The sequence below is a fragment of the Coriobacteriia bacterium genome, from assembly GCA_003149935.1.
Lineage (GTDB): Bacteria > Actinomycetota > Coriobacteriia > Coriobacteriales > QAMH01 > QAMH01.
In genome coordinates this window covers 378,710-398,182 of record QAMH01000006.1, presented here as the reverse complement: position 1 = coordinate 398,182, position 19,473 = coordinate 378,710, and the positions used below count along the sequence as shown (strand labels likewise).

Below are 19,473 nucleotides of genomic sequence, written 5' to 3'. Positions count from 1 at the left end.
GGAGTGTCATGAACATCGAGACATGCAAGGTCGGTCCCATCCAGACCAACTGCTACATCATCGAGGACGATGGGGAGCTTCTCGTCATCGATCCGGGTGACGATCTCACGATCATCAACGCGGATATCCATGCACGCCCTGTCAAGGAGATTGTCGTTACGCATGCCCACTGGGATCACATCGGTGCTCTCTCGGGCCTTGCCCACATTAGCGGGGCTCCCGTTGCCATGTCAGCGGCGGATGCGGTGCTTGTCGATGGCGTTGCCAATCAGAACGGCCACGATCTTGATCGCGGCTATGGGGCACCGCATGTCAACCGGCACTTGCACGAAGGCGATGAGCTCACGGTCGGCTCCAAGGTCTTCACGGTCATCGAGACGCCGGGGCATTCCGAAGGTTCCATTTGCCTGTACTGTGCGGGAGACGGCGTTCTCTTCTCTGGCGATACGCTGTTTTCGGGCGGTCGTTTCGGACGCACGGATTTCGAGCATGGCTCCATGGAGCAGATGGTCGAGACGCTTTCGACCAAGTTCGTGGACATCCCCGATGAGGTCATCGTGTATCCAGGGCATGAGGGTGCATCGACCATGGGCGCCGAGCGTAGGCTCAATCCGTATTTGCGATAGATGAAGCGCATATCAGACTGCATTTGACGCGTTTGCCAACTTTCTTCTTGCGTACCGTCACGTTTCGTCTATAATCTCGACTTGCGCATGTGCGCGGTATTCCTCGGTAGCTCAACGGCAGAGCCCTCGGCTGTTAACCGAGTTGTTGTAGGTTCGAATCCTACCCGGGGAGCCAGCATTTTCCAGGGCCGCCTTATCGCGGCCCTGCTCATAGGGGCGTATAGCGCAGCGGGAGCGCACTTCCTTCACACGGAAGGGGCCACAGGTTCGAACCCTGTTACGCCCACCATGAAAGCCAAAAGCCAGGCACTTCTTTCGCCTGGCTTTGTTATTGCCAGAACTCGCGTAGAATAGACCACCATGATTCTCAATGTCGACAAGGTCACCAAGTCATTTGGTACACGCGTTCTCTTCTCGAATGTCTCGTTTCGCATCAACGAGCGTGACCGGTATGCCCTTGTCGGCCCCAACGGGGCAGGCAAGACGACGCTCATGAACATCATTGCCGGGCTTGAGTCCGCCGACTCCGGTCAGGTCGTCTTCGCACGCGATGCCCATCCGGGATACCTCGAGCAGGAATCCATCGAGATGGAGGGACGCAGCGTCCTCGAGGAAGTCATGACGAGCGTCGCCGATGTCGCAGAGCTCGGGAAGCGCCTTGAGGCTCTCGAGCGCGAGATGGAAAGCGCAGATGAATCCCGCGCCGATGACCTTCTCGCGGAGTACGGTCGCCTGCGTACGCGATTCGAGGCCAAGGACGGTTACAACATCGAGTCCCAGGCGCGACGCGTACTCTTTGGCCTGGGCTTTCACGAAGAGGACATGGAGCGCTCGACCGACGAGTTCTCCGGCGGCTGGCAGATGCGCATCGCACTTTCCAAGCTCCTCTTGCGTGCCCCGGAGATCCTGCTGCTCGACGAGCCCACCAATCACCTCGACCTCGAGAGCGTGCGCTGGCTCGAGAACTTCCTCAAGACCTATCGTGGCGCCGTGCTCGTCGTAAGTCATGACCGTGCCTTCATGAATGGCATGGTCGACCACGTGGCTGATATTTCCAACGGTAAGGTCAGCATCTACACGGGCAATTACGATGCCTACCTCGTCCAGCGTGACGAGGCGCGTGCCCGTCTGCTTGCCATGAAGGAAGCGCAGGACAAGGAAATTGCGCACATGGAGGCTTTCGTCGAGAAGTTTCGATATAAGGCGACGAAGGCCAAGCAAGTGCAAGACCGCGTCAAGAAACTCGAGCGCATCGAGCGAATCGAGATTCCCGAGGAAAAGAAAAAGGTGCGATTCGTCTTTCCGCAGCCGGCGCGTACCGGTGATAACGTCGTGCATATCGAGGGGGTCTCGAAGTCCTTCGGCGAGAAACATGTCTACGAGAATCTCGACCTTGATATTTGGCGCGGCGAAAAGATTGCGCTCGTGGGTCCCAATGGATCGGGCAAGTCGACGCTGCTCAAGATGATTGCCGGTGAACTTGGCCATGATGCCGGCTCAATCACCTATGGAGCTCACGTCGAGCTCTCGTACTTTGCCCAGCATCAGCTCGAGGAGCTTAATCTGCGCAACACCGTCTTCGCCGAGCTCGATCATGCGGCACCGGGATGGACGCAGACGCAGGTGCGCTCGTTGCTCGGCGCCTTCCTCTTCAAAGGCGATGACGTCGATAAGAAGGTGAGCGTGCTCTCTGGTGGCGAGAAGGCACGTCTCGCACTTGCCAAGATGCTCGTTTCCCCTGCACCCTTGCTTTGCCTCGACGAGCCCACCAACCACCTGGACATCTCGAGCGTCGACATACTCGAGCAGGCTTTGCAGAGCTTCGATGGAACCATCGTTCTCATCAGCCATGACCGGCATCTCATTCGTTCCTTCGCCAATCGCATCATCTATATCGATGGCGGTGTGGTGACCGACTACCCTGGCGATTACGATTACTTCCTTTACAAGTCGGGACAAGTTGACGCTTACGGCAACGCTGTCGATGCGTCCGAGCAGACGGGCAATCTCAAGCTGTCGGCACGCGACAAGACCATGGATGCCAAGCCCGAGCCACGTGAACATCAGAAGCCGCGCCGCACGGTTGCGGTGAGCTCCAAGGGCTCCGCTCCCAAGACCAAAGAGCAGAAACGTGCCGAAGCCGAGGCACGCAATCGCGTGTACCGCAAGCTCAAGGACGAGCGCAGGCGCGTTGCCGAGCTCGAGAAGCAAATGGAAATAGATGACGCACGCCATGAGGAGCTCGTCACGCTCATGGCCGATGAGGCCCTCTACGCAGACCAGGAGCGCTTTGAGGCGGCAATGACCGAATATAGTGAACTCAAGGCACGCATGACGGCCAACGAGGCCGAATGGCTCGAGCTGTCCGCCACCATCGAGCTCGAGCTCAAGCAGATGGGGGAGGACGCATGAGCAACGCGATGCTGACGCAAGTCATCGAGGTCGTCATCATGGTCGCGGCCTTCATCCCGGCGCTCGTCTTGCATGAGGTTGCGCACGGCTACGCCGCATACAAACTCGGCGATCCGACTGCCAAGAACGCCGGGCGTCTCTCACTCAACCCGCTCAAGCACATCGATCCCTTTGGTACGGTCATCCTGCCCGCGTGTCTCATTGCGATGTCGGTGCTCGGTGGCGGAGGCGGCATGCTTTTTGGCTACGCCAAGCCCGTTCCCTACAATCCACGCTACTTCAAGAACATCCGCAAGGGTGAGCTCATCGTCGGTCTCGTGGGGCCCGCCACGAACCTCATGCTGAGCCTCGTGGGAGCCGCGATAGCCTGGGGTGGCATCTACCTATATCAGATGCCCGCCATTCCCGCCGCCGTTGGCTTCTACATCTGGTACTTCGGCACCTACTTCTGCACGATCAACCTCTGCCTCGCGTTCTTCAACCTCATCCCGATTCCACCGCTTGATGGTAGCTCGATTATCGCGGCGTTCCTGAGCGACAAGGCGCTGCGCACGTACTACAAGGTCCAGCAATACTCCATGTTCTTCTTCCTGCTCATCATCCTCGTGCTGCCGTATTTCCTCCACGTGGACATTTTCGGCATCTACCTTGATGTGACTGCCGGCGCGATTTCTCGCTTCCTGTTGCCCATCTAGTGAGAGCGAAGGGGGAGGGACGTCTCGTGACACGTGACAATCACGACATCCGCGTTCTCGTTCTCGTCGCTGCGGGGCTCTTCGTGCTGTCGAGCGTCGTGCGTTTTTGCCTTGCGGACTTTCCGAAGTGCATCGGCGTGCTTCCCGATGAGATTCGCTACCTTAATCTCGCCGCGAGTCTCTTCAACGAAGGACAGCTTATCGAGCGTGGTGGTTTCTCGAGCTTCCAGAAGATTCTCTATCCGCTTGCACTCTCGCCCGCGTTTCTGGCAGATGATCCCCTGTTGCGCGTGCGTCTCATCACGCTACTCAACAGCATCTACGTCTCCTCGGCTGTCTTTCCGGCGCTTCTGCTTGCCCGCAGACTCTTCACCGGCAAGGCGCCGGTCATCATCTGCCTGCTCTTCGCCTTGATCATGCCCGACATGTGCTATTCGATGACGTTCTTGAGCGAGTGCATCTACTTGCCGCTTGCGTTGTGGCTCATCGCCTGCTGCCTGCGCGCCCTCGAGGCGCGGGGAGGGGCGGGATATGCCTGGTGCGCCGGCGCGGGACTACTGTGCTACGTCACCTATCTTGCCAAAGAGGTCGCCCTCGGTTTTGCACTCGCCTTCATAGTGATGATGATCGTGCGGATTTGCCGCGCGAAAGATGACGGAAGAGCGCAAGCGGACGATGACCTGCGGACGACCGCAGGCATCTCGAGCAGACCCGCGATGAGCGCGATGCGGTCTTGCGAGGACTGTCTGAGCGCGCCTGAGGCGCGCGAGTTCCGCAGCAGCATCGCGCGAAGCGCGGGTCGGGTGCGAGAGCCAGCCTGCGGTCGTCCGCAGGCCGCCGTCCGCAGCGGCATCGCGCGAAGCGCGGGTCGGGTGCGAGGGCAAGCCTGGTTTCGCGCCTGCCTACCTCTTGCTTGCTTTCTCGTGGGCTTCATCATTCCCTTCATCATCCTCAAGTTCACGCTCTTCTCGGGACTCCTCAACTCGTATAACCAAACCGATCCGTCGGTGCTGCTCAATCCCTACACGCTGCTCTTTGCCATCTACACGCTGGCAAGCGATGCGACGCATTTCGTCATCGCATTCGCGTTCTTCCCGCTCGTCCTGCCTGCTCTTACCTGGCCACGCTTGACGAGGCGGGAACGTGACCTGTACCTCTTCTGCTTGCTCGCCTTCGTCTTCATCCTCCTCATCGTTGTCTACACGATATCCATACGCGAGGATCTCGGGCATGTCGGCATTCGTCCGCACGTGCGCTACGTCGCCCCGATTTTCCTACCGCTGCTCTTCCTGACCATCAAGCAGCTGCTGCGCGGCGATGGCACCGCCATCATGCGCACCCCCTTCGCCTTTGCCGCGGCCATCGCGATGACGTTGGGCATGTGTCTGCTCGTTGTCTTCATGCTGGGAAATGGCGATTACTCGCAGGGTTTCGACAATGCGCAGTTCCATCCCCTGCGTCTGCTCGGAGAACACCTGTCGCCTCTTCCCATCGACCCGAACGTTGACCCGTCCGTTAGCTCGGGCGCCAAGGACATCTACCACGGCGCGTTCCTCGAGATAAATCCCGGCATCTGGCTTGCCAAGGCGCTTGTCTGTATCTACCTTGTCTTTGGTATGTGGGCGATTGCCTCGAGGCATCATCCCAAAGCCGCAATCGGCGTTCCCGTGCTCATCGCGCTCGCCATGATAGCGGCCAATATCGGTGCCTACCAGTACAACGATTCCGTCTATCGAATCGATGCCGAGGAAGCTGCCGAGATCTGCGCCGTGAACGAGCTCGTCTCCGCCCTGCCCGATGGCGAGCAGGTTCTCGTCGTGGTCGATGACGAGAACTCCGCTTTCAACAACCTCATGGACGTCTATCTCGAAAACGGGCGTCTCAACTGCGCCTACATCCTCGAACGGCAGGTACGCAACGCGCTCGAGGAAGGTGCGATATCGCAGAGAGAGCTTTTGCTCGCGAGCGATGATACGGTGGGGGACAACATCTTCGATGCGAACGGCCGTACCTGCGATGATGATGCGGGCATTGCCTACATCGTCATGCCCAAGACCCAGAAACTCAAGTTCGACGAGGGCATTGCGCTCGATGTTACGCCCGAGTGGTTCGAGGACATCGTGGTACTCCAGCTTGCGTCCAATGCCCCCGTCGCCCTTGCGCCATCGGCTGTTCGGATGTCATCGACGCGCTAAAAGCAGACAAACGCGAGGCGCATCCGTCCGATTGCCGTGTTCCTGCGCTAGAATAGCGAACCAAGCGCATGTTCGATAAACGGGAGCCTAAACGTGTCATATCGCGTTCGCATAGATGCCTATCAGGGGCCTTTTGACCTCCTGCTCACGCTCGTGTCACGTCAGAAGATCGATATCGGCGCCATTTCGATTGCGGATATCACCGACCAATACCTTGCGGAAGTCGAGCGCATGAAGGATCTCGACCTCGATATCGCGAGCGATTTTCTCGTCGTGGCGGCAACTTTGCTGCAAATCAAGGCATCCTCGCTTCTTCCCAAGGATGGCATCGAGCAGATCGAACTCGATGACGAGTTCGCGGACCTGACGCCAGAGCAGACACGTGACATCCTGGTCGAACGTCTCGTCGTCTACAAGCAGTTCAAGAATGCCGCCGCCGCCCTGGGCATGCGCATGGAAAACGAGGCAAAGATGCATCCTCGGCAGGCAAGTCTCGAGGAGCGGTTTCTCGGTCTCATGCCAGACTACCTCAAGGGCACGACGCTTCACGGGCTCGCGGTTATCTGCGCTGACATTGCCGCGCGGCGTGACACCTTCCTGCTCGAGGCCGAGCACATCGCCGCCGTGCCCATTTCGATGGAGAAGCATGTCGAGGGCATCTATCGCTCGATGCGCCGCCGCGAGAGCTGCACCTTCAGTCAGCTCGTCGGAGACGCCCCCACGCCCGAACTCGTCGTCGTCACCTTTTTGGCAATACTCGAACTCTACAAGCGCGGCGTCATCAGGATTTGCCAGGATGCGGCCTTTGCCGAGATACAGCTCGATATCGATGCCGACGCACCGGAGATCACCGATTTCTCCGTACCCGATTGGGGCATGCCGGAAGACCCGTCGCTCGAGCAGCTTGACGGTGAGGACGCGCGGGATGCATCAGATGAAGACATGCTAGATGAGGAGTAATCATGGCACGTGACGAGCGATATGCGGACTTGATGAGCGCTGCCGAGGCACTGCTTTTCGTATCGGACGAGCCCGTGAGCGCCGCGCGTCTCTCGGAGATTCTCGACGTGAGCCCCGTGCAGGTCGACGAGGCGCTGGTCGCGCTCGCCGCCGAGTACATGGACGAGAACCGCGGCATACAGTTGCGTGAGGTCGCAGGCGGTTGGCGCTTCTACACGCATCCCGCCTATCACGAGGCCATCGAGCGCTACGTTGTCTCCTGGGACACGCATCGCATGTCGCAGGCCGCTCTCGAGGCGCTTGCGGTCATTGCCTATCATCAACCCGTAACGCGCGCGACGGTCAACGCCATACGAGGCGTGAATTCGGAGAGCGTCGTTTCCTCGCTTGTCGAGAAGGGTCTCGTGCGCGAGATGGGCCGCGATAAGCCGGGAGGATCCATCCTCTACGGCACGACGCGCACCTTCCTCGAGCGATTCGGCCTCAAGAGCGTGAAAGACCTGCCACCTCTTGAGGATTTTGCGCCGGACGACGCAAGCCGCGAGCAGATTCGCGAGCGCTTGAGCGGTGTGGACAAAACCGATGACATGCAACTCGAGCTTTCCGGCGAGGACGAGCCAATCGAGTTGCTGCAAGCTGAGGCGGCTGCTGCGCTTGATGCCGCTGTCGCGCGCGTCGAGGAAGTCGATGCGGGTGATGAGGCACGCGTTGACGATGCCGAGGGCGTTGCCGATGTCATCGCCCAATCCATGACCGAGAAGGTTGACGACTACCTTGGTGTCGATATCGAGGACGTTGACGGTATCCTCGACGCGTACTTCGGAGATGATGACGAAGTCGAACCTGACGAAGACGATGCCGATGACATGGACGATGACGAGCTAGTCGATGAGTACGCAACTGATGAAGACGACCTCATCGACACGGCTGATCCTGAGGAAGAGGAAGCATACGTCTATATCGATGACGATGACGAGGAACCCAATGAGGACGAGCCTGATGATGACGATATCGAGTTGGTCGGGTAATCATGACGGATGCAACGCCCGAACAACCGTTTCCCATGCGCCTGCAGAAGTTCCTCGCCCGTGCGGGCGTTGCGAGCCGGCGTGGCTCGGAGGATCTCATGACCGCCGGGCGTGTGAGCGTGAACGGCCAGGTCGTGACCGAGCTCGGGAGTAAGGTCGATCCCAAAGTCGATATGGTCTGCGTTGATGGCCGTGAGGTGCATCTCGAAGACGATTCCGTCTACCTCATGCTCTACAAGCCCAAGGGCTATCTGACGACCATGGACGATCCGCAGGGACGTCCCTGCGTCGCGCAGCTCGTGCCGCGTGATCTATATCCTGGCCTCTATCCCGTTGGCAGACTCGATAAGGACACGACGGGCTTGCTCCTGTTCACGACCGATGGCGACATGGGCCAGCACCTCCTTCATCCCAAACACCATGTCGACAAGACGTATCAGGCACATGTGGACGGCGTGCCCGATGAGGTCGATCTTGCGCGCCTGAGTGGTGGCATCATGCTCGACGACGGTCTCACGGCGCCGGCACGGGTTCGCATCGTTGCCAAACGCCCCGATGGCAGTTCCGATATCGAGCTCGTCATTCACGAGGGCAGAAAGCGTCAGGTCAAGCGCATGTGTTCGACCGTGCATCATCCGGTGCTCGACTTGCACCGGAGTAGCTTCGGCCCACTTGAGCTCGTCGATGTCGAGGAGGGCGCCTGGCGTCTCTTGCGCGATGACGAGGTCGCGAGCTTGCGCGAGACTGCGGGCCTTTAGACAGGGAGAAGCCGGTTATGACGAAGCACGAAGGCGATACGACGACCCCGAACCCGCTTGCGACGGGAGCCAAGGATGAGATGCCACGGGTCTTGCTCATGCGGCATGCCCAGACGCATGCGAACTCCCAGGGTTTCTTTCTCGGGAGAAGAGACGAAGGCGTGACCGCGCTCGGTGAGGAACAATCGCGCCGCGCCGTCGAGGGGCTCGTCGCCTGGCGTCCTGACCGCATCATATGCTCGCCCCTCAAACGCTGCAGGATGATGATTGCCGAGCCGGCAGCACGCGAGCTTGGTGTCGAGCTGCGCGTTGACGAACGTCTCATCGAGTTCGATTTTGGCCCCATCGAGGGCATGACCTTCGATGATGTCATCGAGCGCGACTTGCCCTTCCCTTGGGGACCGCGTGCGGCTATGTGGCCGCCCGCGCAGGGAGGGGAGAGCTTCGACGATTTTCTCGCACGCATCCGAGAGGCGAGTGAGGAGCTCGAGTGTCTGGAAGGCCGTACAGCCGTCATCGTACATGGTGGCGTTATCAGAGGGTTTCTCGCGAATTGGCTCGCGATGGGGCCTGATGAGGTGAATCACCTCATCGTGCGCAATGTTGATAGCTTCGTGTTCAGGACGCGTCCGGGGTTTGCCGAACTCGAATCTTACGGTATCCATCCCGAGGATTTGGGCAATTACTAGCTGTACGTTTTTCCAGATGGTGTACCATCTTGCAGACATTTTCGAGAGAAAGGCAGCTCCAACATGCCAAATGAAGGCAGCTTCGAGGCGGCGAAGCGCAAGAGCGATTTGATTCGCGCCGATTTCGACGTTAACCCCGGCAAGTACCGTATGCTCACGGGTGACCGTCCTACGGGCAGGTTGCACCTCGGGCATTACTTCGGGACGCTCAAGGGGCGTGTCGATCTGCAGAACCGCGGCATACACACCAACATCGTCATTGCAGATTATCAGGTCATTACCGATCGCGACACGACGGATAATATCGCCGATAACGTCTATAACATCGTCATTGACTACCTTGCCTGCGGCATTGATCCGGCCAAGACGATGATCTTCACGCACTCCGCAGTTCCCGCGCTCAATCAGCTCATGCTACCTTTCCTCTCGCTCGTGAGCGAGTCCGAGCTCGAGCGCAATCCAACCGTCAAGGCCGAGCAGGAGGCATCGGGCCATGCGCTCACCGGCCTGCTTTTGACATACCCGGTCCACCAGGCCTGCGACATTCTCTTCTGCAAGGGTAATGTCGTACCCGTCGGCAAGGACCAGCTGCCGCACATCGAGCTCACGCGCACCATCGCCCGTCGCTTTAACGAGCGCTACGCCCCGGTCTTTCCCGAGCCCGAGGGCGTCCTCTCGGATGTCATCGAGGTTCCCGGCCTGGACGGTCGCAAGATGTCCAAGAGCTACAAGAACGGCATCTCATTGTGCATGACGGCAGACGAGACGGCCAAGATCATCAAGAAGTCCCCGACGGATTCCGATCGCAACATCACCTTCGACCGCGAAAATCGACCTGGCGTCTCCGCGTTGCTTACCACCGCCGCGCTGTGCTCGGGTCGCACCGAGGTGGACATCGCCGCCGAGATTGGCGATGGAGGAGGCGGCACGCTCAAGGCGTTTGTCACCGAGGCGGTCAATGACTACTTCGCTCCCATACGCGCGCGCCGCGAGGAGCTTGCGCGTGACCTCGATTACGTCAAGGACGTGTTGCATGAGGGCAATCGCAAGGCGAACGAGATCGCCAATGCGACGCTTGGCGAGGTGAACGAGGCGATGGGAATGGTCTACTAGTTCGCGTACCTGCGCTTGTAGTAGAATGACTCGTCTATGAAACGCCTGCTGTACATCCCCATCGCGTGCATCGTCTTGTCCTGCACCATGCTCGCCTGCGTGCTCCTTGCCGGATGCGCATCATCGACGTCTGTGCAGACCGATACGCAGAAGACGGACTCAGACGAGGTGCTCGTGCATGCTCCCGTCGAGGAGATCGACTACTCTAGTGGCATCCATCATGCCGAGCTCGTCTTCGAGGGCTACGAGTCCTCGCCGCTTTCCATCGAGGTCTACTCGCACTCCGCACCTGTCACGGCCGAGAAGTTCTGCCGTCTCGTCGATAGCGGTTTCTACAATGGCAAGCCCGTCTACTGGATTCTGAACGAGATGTACCTGCGCGTTGGCAATACGCAGCAGGACAACAACTATCTCATCACGGGTGAGTACGAGGAGTCCGAAATCAAGAACTCCAACTCGCTCAAACGCGGCGTCATCGCCATGAACCGCGCGGTCGACGGGCAGCAAAGCGACGCATCGAGCCTCATCATCTTCATGAGCGACCTCTCCTTCCTCGACGGCAAGTATGCCGGCTTTGCCAAGATTGTCGAGAACTACGAGGTCATCGAAGAGATCGCCAAACGCACCACCGCGGCCGATGAGGACTTCCGCATCATCGTCGATGACAACGGCAGGATTATCGACGAGACCAAGTATCCGCGCATCGCATCGATAACCATGATTGATTGAGGTATGACATGAAGAAGTTCGCCCGCGCTTTTGCAATCATCGGGCTCAGTGCCCTGATCTGCTGCACGCTTGCTGCGTGCGGCTCGTCCTCGTCCTCGTCAAAGAGCGTCGATCCCAATACCGTGACCACGAAGGCATCGGGCAAATACGCCACAGGCACGCATCATGCCGTCGTCAAGGTCGAGGGTTTCGACCCGTTCACTATCGAGCTGTATGCCGATTCGGCACCGGTCACGGTCGCGAACTTCTGCAGCCTCGCCGAGGACGGATACTACGATGGTCTCAAGTTCTACCGCATCGTCGAGGGCTTTTGCCTGCAGGGCGGCACGAAGGGCAATAGCGCTTCGGGCAATGACCCTGCGCTGCCTCCCATCATTGGCGAGTTCTACGAAAACGATGTCGACAACAGCTTCGCCGACGAGTTCAAGCGCGGCACGGTCGCCATGGCACGTACCGGCGTCTACAACAGCGCCAAGACCACCTTCTTCATCACGCTTGCCACAAGCGAGAACGTCTCGCTCAGCCTTGATGGCCAGTACGCTGCGTTCGGCATGGTTGACGATGCCGGCATGCAGACGGTGGATGCAATCGTGAACACCTATCTCAAGTATGCCACGGGCCAGGGCGGAGCAATCAACAACCCCGACAACATGCCCACGATTGAGTACATCACCATCGAGGATTAGGGATTAGTTGAGATCGACCGGGGATGAGACACATTGGACAGGTACATCTGTCTCATTGCGATCGCAATGAGACAGATGTACCTGTCCAATGTGTCTCATCCCCGCATTTGACCAGATAAACGAGATAGAAAGCTGTTAGAACTCATGTCAATACCATTCAAGAAGGTCGTCATCATTGGCGTTGGCCTCATCGGAGGCTCGATTGCCGCGGCAATGAAGGAACTTGACGACCCGCCCACCATCATCGGCATCGGTCGCCATGCCGAGCCGCTCGAGAAAGCCCGACAGCAAGGCGCGCTCGACGAGTACGCGCTCGTCGATGACCCACGTGTCGACGAGTGGCTTTCGAGCGGCGAATGCGACCTCGTCATCATCGCCACACCCGTGCACGCGGCGCGCGAGTGGTTCGAGCGCCTCGAAGCTAATGGCTACGATGGCGTCATCACCGATGTCGCTTCGACCAAGGCGGTCATCACCGGCTATTCCGATGAAGTCCTCTCGCGTCCCGATCTTTACCTCCCCGGACATCCCATGGCGGGATCCGAGGCCAATGGCTTCGGTGCCGCGCGCGCCGACCTCTTCCAGGGTGCCTACTGGATTCTCTGCCCTGAGGGCGACAAGCAAGACGAGGTCTTCCTCAAGCTCTACGAGACCTTCAGCGCGCTCGGTGCACGCATCATCTCCATCAGTCGCGAGCAGCATGACAGCGCCATTGCCATCGTGAGCCACGTGCCGCACATGGTTGCCTCCTCGCTCGTCGAGCTCGCTGGCAATCACGTTGACGAGCGCAAGGAGCTCCTGCGCTTGGCCGCCGGCGGCTTCAAGGACTCCACGCGTATCGCAGCCGGTTCCCCCGAGCTCTGGTGTGGCATCGCGCTCGACAACAGCGAGGCACTCTCACAGGGCCTGCATGAGGTCGGCGAGATCATCGCGCGCTTCGAGACGGCCATTCGCGAAGGTGATGCCGAAACGCTCACGACCATGCTCGAGGAGAGCGCGCGTCTGCGGCGCAGCCTGCCTGCCAAGTGGATTCCCGATTCGGCCAAACTCACGCAGGTGCGCATCCCCATGACCGACCATCCGGGCATCATCGCCGAGGTGACGGGTATGGCAGGACATGCCGCCTGCAACATCCAATCCATCGAGATCGACCACATCAACGAGGACACCGCCGTGCTCGAACTTATCCTGACCGACGAGGGCGATATGGGCCGCTTTGGTGGCGAGCTCATCACCAAGGGTTACGACTTCTCGATAAGAAGTCTCGAAGAGGAGCTCTAGACATGCCCTTCGTCGGCTCCATTCGCGTACCTTCCGACAAGTCCATCTCGCACCGCGCCGTTCTCTTTGCTGGCCTCGCGCAGGGCACCTCGAGGCTCGAGGCCGTGCTGCCAAGCGACGACGTGCATGCGACCATCGAGGCGATCAAGGCACTCGGCGCACATGCCAATTTGGCGCCGGGATCCCGTGGTCTCGAAGGGGAAGTCGAGGGCATTGGATGTGTCAGGGGATCTGACCCCCTGACACATCCTGCGGCGGGACTCGTCATGGATTGTGGTAATTCCGGTACGACAGCTCGTCTGCTCATGGGCGTGCTTGCCGGTCTCGGCGTTGACGCGACGCTTGTCGGTGATGCTTCGCTCTCCCGACGTCCCATGGAACGCGTCATGAGGCCTTTGCGCCGTCTTGGTGCGGCATTCGAGAGCGACGAGGGCCATTTGCCCGTCCGTGTTCTTTCAAACCAGGGCCTGCACGCTGCACAGCTCGTGACCGAGCAAGCTTCGGCCCAGGTGAAGTCAGCCATCTTGCTTGCCGGCATGCAGGCGCAGGGAGTGACCTCTGTCACGGAGCCCTCGAAAAGCCGTGACCACACGGAGCTGCTCTTGCCCGCCTTCGGCGTCGATGTCGAGGTGAACGGCCTCACGGCATCTGTCGAAGGTCCGGCGCACATGCACGCGCATGACATGTCCGTTCCCGGCGATCCTTCCTCGGCAGTCTTCGTGGCCGTCGCCGCCGCGCTTTCCCCCGGTTCCGATGTCACTCTCGAGCAGGTCGCGCTCAATCCGACACGCACGGGCGCGTTCGAGGTACTGCGTCGCATGGGAGCTGCGCTCACGTATCGAAACGAGCGTACGGAAGGGCGCGAACGCGTGGGTGACGTACACGTTGCCTATATGCCGCAGCTTATTGCGACCCGTGTCCTGCCGGACGAGATCCCCACGCTCATCGACGAGATACCCATCCTCGCCATTGCCGCGGCACTAGCATGCGGTGAGACGGTCTTCGAGTCATGTGGCGAGCTGCGCGTGAAGGAATGTGACCGCATGACCGCCATCATCGAGGGGCTTGCAGCCTTCGGCGTTGTGGCTTATGCCGATAGTGACGACCTGCACATCATGGGTTTGGCTGGTGACCTAAGCGGCATGCCCACCCATGTCTCGCTCCCGACGTATGGCGACCATCGCCTTGCGATGACCTGGTACCTTGCAGGTGAGCTCTTCGGCGTCGATGTCGAGCTCGACGATCCCGATTGCGTGCGCGTGTCATGGCCCGATTTCTTCGCCGATATGGAGAGCCTGAAACGTTGAGGTGATACACTAGCCTCACGTCAGATGAGCTAAGGAGCAGCTTGTGATAATTGCTATCGATGGGCCTGCGGGTTCCGGCAAATCAACCATTGCCAAGCGCGTCGCACGCATGCTCGGCTTTCACTACCTTGACACGGGTGCCATGTACCGCTGCATCGCCCTCTATGCCATCGAGCACGGCATCGATTTTAGCGATGCCGCTGCACTCGAGCCCGTCGCGCGCGAAGTTCCCATCGTCTTCTCGCACGAGCCGGGCAATCCCGTTGCCAGCGCCGTCTCCTTCGATGGCGTCGACGTAACGGCTGCGATTCGCACGCCAGAGGTCGACAAGGCCGTCAGCCCGGTGTCGGCCATCCCCGAGGTGCGCACGGCCCTCGTGGAGCAACAGCGTCGTATCGCCGCGCATGATGACATCGTGATGGAGGGCCGCGATATCGGAACGGTCGTCTTTCCCCATGCGGATCTCAAGATTTTCCTGACGGCAAGCCCCGAGGAACGCGCACGTCGCCGTGCGTTGCAGAATGCCGAGCGCGGCTTCGGCGATACGGATCCGTCGGTCATACTCGCTGATCTCCTCGCTCGTGACAAGGCCGATAGCACGCGCGCCACTTCGCCGCTCAAACCGGCAGACGATGCCAGCGAACTCGATACGACGGACATGAGCATAGACGAGGTGTGCGATGCGATCGTGAAGATGGCTCGTGCGGTACACGAGGGGGAACAATAGGGCATGAAGTCTCTCGAAGAGATATTCGACTCGGGTGTCTGGGTTCCCAAAGGCAAACCGCACAACTGGTTCATCTATGTGGCGGCATACTTCGTGCGCCCCATCCTCAAGGTGTGCTTTCGTTGGAAGATACGCGGCATCGAGAACCTCGAGGCCATTGGCGACGAACCCGTCGTCTACGTCTGCAATCACGTCTCGTACGCCGACCCATGTGTGCACTGGTGCGCGTTTTACGGGCAAAGGCGCTTCAGCCGCATCCTTGCACGGCATACGCTGTTCAAGCCTGTGCTCGCGCAGCTCATTGCCCGCGTGGGGGCGATTCCCGTCAATCCCGACTCTGCTGACCGCACGGCGGTCAAGCGTGCCGCTGCCTGTCTCAAGCGTGGCGAGAGCGTGCTCATCTATCCTGAGGGCACGAGGATGAACAAGCCGGACAAGGTGTACCATCCCCATGCCGGCGCCGTTCTTATTGCTAATATGGGCCATGCGCGCATCGTGCCGATTGGCATCGAGGGCACGGAGAAGATCATGCCCTACGGCAAACCCAAGTTCATCCGCTTCCCGCGTGTCTACCTTAACGTGGGCAAACCCATCGACCCACGAGGCGATCAATTCGAGAACCTTCCCAAGAAGGGGAGGGCGGATGCGATCATCGCCTCGATCATGGACGAGGTCTTTCGTCTGCGCGATACGGCACGCGGCTAGGAAGCTTTCGTGTCCATCACTATCGAAATCGCCCAAAATGCCGGCGCATGCTATGGCGTGAAGCGTGCGCTCGAGATGGCGCATGGGGCTGCCGAAAGCGCCGGTCCCGTGCATACGCTTGGTCCTCTCATCCATAACCCACGCGTCGTCGATGATCTTGCCGCCCAGGGCGTGCTCGTCGCCGACACGCTCGATGAGGTGGCGGAGGGGACGCTCGTGCTCAGGAGTCACGGTACCGCTCCGCAGATTGTCGATGCCGCGCTTGATCGTGGACTTGCCGTCGTAGATGCGACCTGTCCCTATGTCTCGAAGGTCCAACGCAAGGCGCGGCAGCTTGCCGAAGAGGGCTACGCCGTCGTCATCATCGGCGAACCTGGTCACGCCGAGGTCGAGGGCATACGCGCTTGGGGCGGAGAGGCGGTCATCGCCGTTGCCGACGTCCCCGAGAAGCTCCCAGGTGAGCTGCCCGCAAGGGTCGGTGTCGTTATCCAGACGACGCAAAGCGCCGATCGCGTTGCCGCCGTGCTCGGCGCGCTCGAAGGGCGTGTCGAGGAGCTTCGCGTCGAGAAGACCATCTGCTTCGCAACGCAGGAGCGCCAGGACAGCGCTGCCCAGATTGCCTCGCAGGTCGAGCTCATGATCGTCATTGGTGGCAGGAACTCGGGAAACACGCGCCGCCTCTACGAGATATGCAAGGCACGTTGCGCAGCGACGCATCATATCGAGGATAGCGTCGAAATCGAGGCTTCCTGGCTTGACGGCGTCGAACGCATCGGCATCACGGCGGGTGCGAGCACGCCGCAGGAACATATCGATGCCGTGTGCGCGTACATACGCGAGCTCACCGACAAGGCGACGGATAATGTCTGACGCCTCTCGCATGACATGCCCTTACGGCTCCTCCCGGACGCCGGCACAACCTCAGCCCTGTCGTGCCCGTGTCGCGTATGTCGAGGAGGGGTCGCCGGCCGATCGCGTTGGCATTGAGGCGGGCATGGTCATCACGGAGGTCGAGGGGAGCAAGCTACGCGACCTCATCGAGTGGCGTTGGCAGGCCGATGGCTTCGATGTCGAGGTGACGTTCGATGACGGACAGACTGCGCTGCTCGAGCGCGAATTGGGGGAGGACTGGGGCATCACCTTCGATGACTGCATCTTCGATGGTGTCATGACCTGCCGCAATGCCTGTAGTTTCTGCTTCATGGGCATGCTTCCCAAGGGCATGCGCCAGACGCTGTACCTGCGAGATGACGATTACCGTCTCTCGTTTTTGCAGGGAAACTTCGTGACCCTTACCAACATCGATGATGACGAACTCGAGCGCATTATCGAGTGTCACCTCTCGCCGTTGCATGTGTCGCTGCATGCGGTGAGCCCAGACGTGCGTGAGACGCTCATGGGCAAAAACGCCGCGCGCGGCATGGAAGTGCTCGAGGCTTTGCTCGATGCCGGTCTCGAGGTTCATGTGCAGGTTGTCGTCGTTCCCGGCGTGAATGATGGGGCAGAGCTCATGAGGACGCTTGCGTGGATCGAACGGCATCCTGGCGTGCTTTCGGCGGGATTCGTCCCCCTCGGCTACACGAAGTACCAGCGACGTTTCTCCTCGTCGTTTTCGGACGATCCCGATGCGGCTGCTGCAGTCATCGAGCTCATCCGCGAGTTCCAGGAGGATTCCGGCGTCGAGCGCCGCAACCCGCGTCTGCAGATCGCCGACGAGTTCTATATCGATGCGGGATACGATTTTCCGCCTGCCTTCATGTATGCGGGCTACCCCCAGTTCCAGGACGGCATCGGCATGATGCGTTCCTTCATCGACGAGTGGGACGAGAACGCCGAGCATATTGCTCAGCTCGCAAAGTTGCTTGACGAGGCACGTCCTGCATATATCGTCTGCGGTACGGCATTTGCGCGTGTGCTTCAGGGACTCATCGATGCATCACCGCTTGTCGGCAAGCTCGAGATACTGCCTGTCGAAAACGAGTTCTTTGGCGGAAACGTCGATGTGACCTGCCTCATTACCGGAAGCGATCTAATCCCGGCGTTGCGCGCGACGCACCCCGAGGGCATCGTCCTCGTAGCACGCGAGATGTTCAACCAGGATTTCACCTTGCTCGACGACGTCACGCTTGCCGAGGTCGAAGCGGCAAGTGACGCGACCGTGCGTCTGTGCACCTACACGCCTGTGGATATCATCGACGCATTGATGCGGTAAGATACGAATCGTAATCCTACGTTAAGAGGTGTTCATGAGTCTCCCGCTCGTTGCCGTGGTCGGTCGTCCGAATGTCGGAAAGTCCACGCTCATCAATCGCATAACGCAAACGGAAGATGCCATCGTGCACGAGATGCGCGGTGTGACGCGCGATCGTTCGTACCATCGAGCGGACTGGAATGGCGTCGACTTCATGATTATCGACACCGGTGGCATCGCCCTCGGGGACACCGATATGTTTCAGGGCTCCATCACGAGCCAGGCGCTCGTCGCCTGCGAGGAGTCCGATTGCATCATTTTCGTCGTCGATGGTAGAACGGGCGTCACGAGCGAGGATACCGATATCGCGCGCGTGTTGCTCAAGAGCAAGGTTCCCGTCGTGCTTGCCGTCAACAAGCTCGACAATCCCGATCGCGAGGACGAAGTGCTCTGGGAGTTCTACTCGCTTGGACTGGGCGATCCCATGCCCATTTCCGCCTCGCATGGCCATGGCACGGGAGATCTTCTCGACGCCGTCGTCCGCGAGCTTCCCGAGGATGCGGGTGATGACGAGACGGACGACGAGATCAGCGTCGCGATCATCGGGCGCCCCAATGCGGGCAAGTCATCGCTTACCAATCGCCTCGTCGGCGGCGAGCGCTCCATCGTGAGTGATGTCGCTGGCACGACACGCGATGCGATCGATAGCGTCGTCGAGCATGATGGCGTGCGCTATCGCATCGTGGATACGGCGGGTATTCGCCGCAAATCCCAAATCGACGAGGACGTCGAGTACTATGGGTACGTACGATCGCTGCGTGCCATCGATCGTGCCGACGTCGTGCTTCTCATGATCGATGCCACACTCGGCCTGACCGATGCCGACCAGAAGGTCGCGGGCATGGCCGCCGAACGCGGTTGCGCCATGGTCGTGCTCATCAACAAGTGGGACCTCATCGAGGACCCCGATCGCCGCGACGAGATTCGAGAGCTCGTGGGCGATCGTCTCGAGTTCGTCGGGTATGCTCCCGTCATCTCCATCTCGGCCAAGACGGGTCGTTCGGTGCATCGTATCTGGGATGCCATCAACACCGTCTACGATAATTACTCCTGTCACATTCCCACGAACCAACTCAACGCGCTGCTCACCCAGCTGCGCGACTTTGGCCATACCATCGTGAAGGGCAGCAAGCGCCTGCGCCTCAATTACGTGACGCAGGCCGCGACTCAGCCACCCGTCTTCACGTTCTTCGCGAATTTTCCGGAAATCATCGATGACACGTACCGTCGCTATCTCGAGAACCGTCTGCGCGAGAACTTCGACCTTGTCGGTACACCCATTCGCATCAAGTTCAAGAGAAAGAACTAACC

At 59.6% G+C, this 19,473-nt stretch carries 17 protein-coding genes, 2 tRNA genes and 1 pseudogene; all 20 read left to right on the top strand.

The window, feature by feature from the left end:
- Positions 1-8 precede the first annotated feature (8 nt).
- A complete protein-coding gene (locus tag DBY20_04515; protein ID PWL79141.1) occupies positions 9-626 on the top strand; it encodes an MBL fold metallo-hydrolase in 618 nt (205 codons plus the stop codon).
- A 100-nt stretch (positions 627-726) separates the two neighbouring features.
- Positions 727-801, top strand: a tRNA-Asn gene (locus tag DBY20_04510).
- Between the two features lie 39 nt (positions 802-840).
- Positions 841-915, top strand: a tRNA-Val gene (locus tag DBY20_04505).
- A gap of 71 nt (positions 916-986) precedes the next feature.
- Positions 987-3,038 (top strand): ABC transporter, encoded by a 2,052-nt coding sequence (locus DBY20_04500; protein PWL79140.1) that lies wholly within the window; start codon positions 987-989, stop codon positions 3,036-3,038.
- An 8-nt stretch (positions 3,039-3,046) separates the two neighbouring features.
- Positions 3,047-3,733 (top strand): site-2 protease family protein, encoded by a 687-nt coding sequence (locus DBY20_04495; GenBank protein ID PWL79420.1) that lies wholly within the window; start codon positions 3,047-3,049, stop codon positions 3,731-3,733.
- Between the two features lie 26 nt (positions 3,734-3,759).
- Positions 3,760-5,928, top strand: a complete 2,169-nt coding sequence (locus DBY20_04490; GenBank protein ID PWL79139.1) for a hypothetical protein — start codon at positions 3,760-3,762, stop codon at positions 5,926-5,928.
- Positions 5,929-6,021: 93 nt separating this feature from the next.
- Positions 6,022-6,888: a segregation/condensation protein A gene (locus tag DBY20_04485; protein PWL79138.1), complete on the top strand. Its 867-nt coding sequence runs from the start codon at positions 6,022-6,024 to the stop codon at positions 6,886-6,888.
- A 2-nt stretch (positions 6,889-6,890) separates the two neighbouring features.
- A pseudogene (gene scpB / locus DBY20_04480) lies at positions 6,891-7,475 on the top strand (SMC-Scp complex subunit ScpB).
- 443 nt (positions 7,476-7,918) lie between these two features.
- Positions 7,919-8,674 (top strand): rRNA pseudouridine synthase, encoded by a 756-nt coding sequence (locus DBY20_04475; protein PWL79137.1) that lies wholly within the window; start codon positions 7,919-7,921, stop codon positions 8,672-8,674.
- A 17-nt stretch (positions 8,675-8,691) separates the two neighbouring features.
- On the top strand, positions 8,692-9,363 hold the full coding sequence (locus DBY20_04470; protein ID PWL79136.1) for a hypothetical protein: 672 nt from the start codon (positions 8,692-8,694) through the stop codon (positions 9,361-9,363).
- Positions 9,364-9,426: 63 nt separating this feature from the next.
- Complete coding sequence (trpS, locus tag DBY20_04465) at positions 9,427-10,476, top strand: tryptophan--tRNA ligase (protein ID PWL79135.1); 1,050 nt, start codon at positions 9,427-9,429, stop codon at positions 10,474-10,476.
- 36 nt (positions 10,477-10,512) lie between these two features.
- Positions 10,513-11,205 (top strand): hypothetical protein, encoded by a 693-nt coding sequence (locus DBY20_04460; protein PWL79134.1) that lies wholly within the window; start codon positions 10,513-10,515, stop codon positions 11,203-11,205.
- A gap of 8 nt (positions 11,206-11,213) precedes the next feature.
- Positions 11,214-11,891, top strand: a complete 678-nt coding sequence (locus DBY20_04455) for a peptidylprolyl isomerase (protein PWL79133.1) — start codon at positions 11,214-11,216, stop codon at positions 11,889-11,891.
- Positions 11,892-12,035: 144 nt separating this feature from the next.
- Entirely contained in the window at positions 12,036-13,172 is a 1,137-nt protein-coding gene (locus tag DBY20_04450; GenBank protein ID PWL79132.1) for a prephenate dehydrogenase/arogenate dehydrogenase family protein, read from the top strand.
- 2 nt (positions 13,173-13,174) lie between these two features.
- Positions 13,175-14,479, top strand: a complete 1,305-nt coding sequence (gene aroA / locus DBY20_04445) for a 3-phosphoshikimate 1-carboxyvinyltransferase (protein ID PWL79131.1) — start codon at positions 13,175-13,177, stop codon at positions 14,477-14,479.
- 43 nt (positions 14,480-14,522) lie between these two features.
- Positions 14,523-15,206, top strand: a complete 684-nt coding sequence (locus tag DBY20_04440) for a (d)CMP kinase (GenBank protein PWL79130.1) — start codon at positions 14,523-14,525, stop codon at positions 15,204-15,206.
- A 3-nt stretch (positions 15,207-15,209) separates the two neighbouring features.
- Complete coding sequence (locus DBY20_04435) at positions 15,210-15,911, top strand: 1-acyl-sn-glycerol-3-phosphate acyltransferase (protein PWL79129.1); 702 nt, start codon at positions 15,210-15,212, stop codon at positions 15,909-15,911.
- Between the two features lie 9 nt (positions 15,912-15,920).
- Positions 15,921-16,781, top strand: coding sequence for a 4-hydroxy-3-methylbut-2-enyl diphosphate reductase (gene ispH, locus DBY20_04430; protein PWL79128.1), 861 nt, complete (start codon positions 15,921-15,923; stop codon positions 16,779-16,781).
- Positions 16,726-18,123 carry a hypothetical protein gene (locus DBY20_04425; protein PWL79127.1) on the top strand — a complete coding sequence of 466 codons (1,398 nt, stop codon included), beginning with the start codon at positions 16,726-16,728 and terminating at the stop codon, positions 18,121-18,123. The genes ispH and DBY20_04425 overlap by 56 nt, the downstream gene beginning before the upstream one ends.
- A gap of 34 nt (positions 18,124-18,157) precedes the next feature.
- The gene (locus tag DBY20_04420) at positions 18,158-19,471 is read left to right on the top strand and encodes a ribosome biogenesis GTPase Der (GenBank protein PWL79126.1); all 1,314 of its coding nucleotides are present in this window, start codon (positions 18,158-18,160) and stop codon (positions 19,469-19,471) included.
- Positions 19,472-19,473 lie beyond the last annotated feature (2 nt).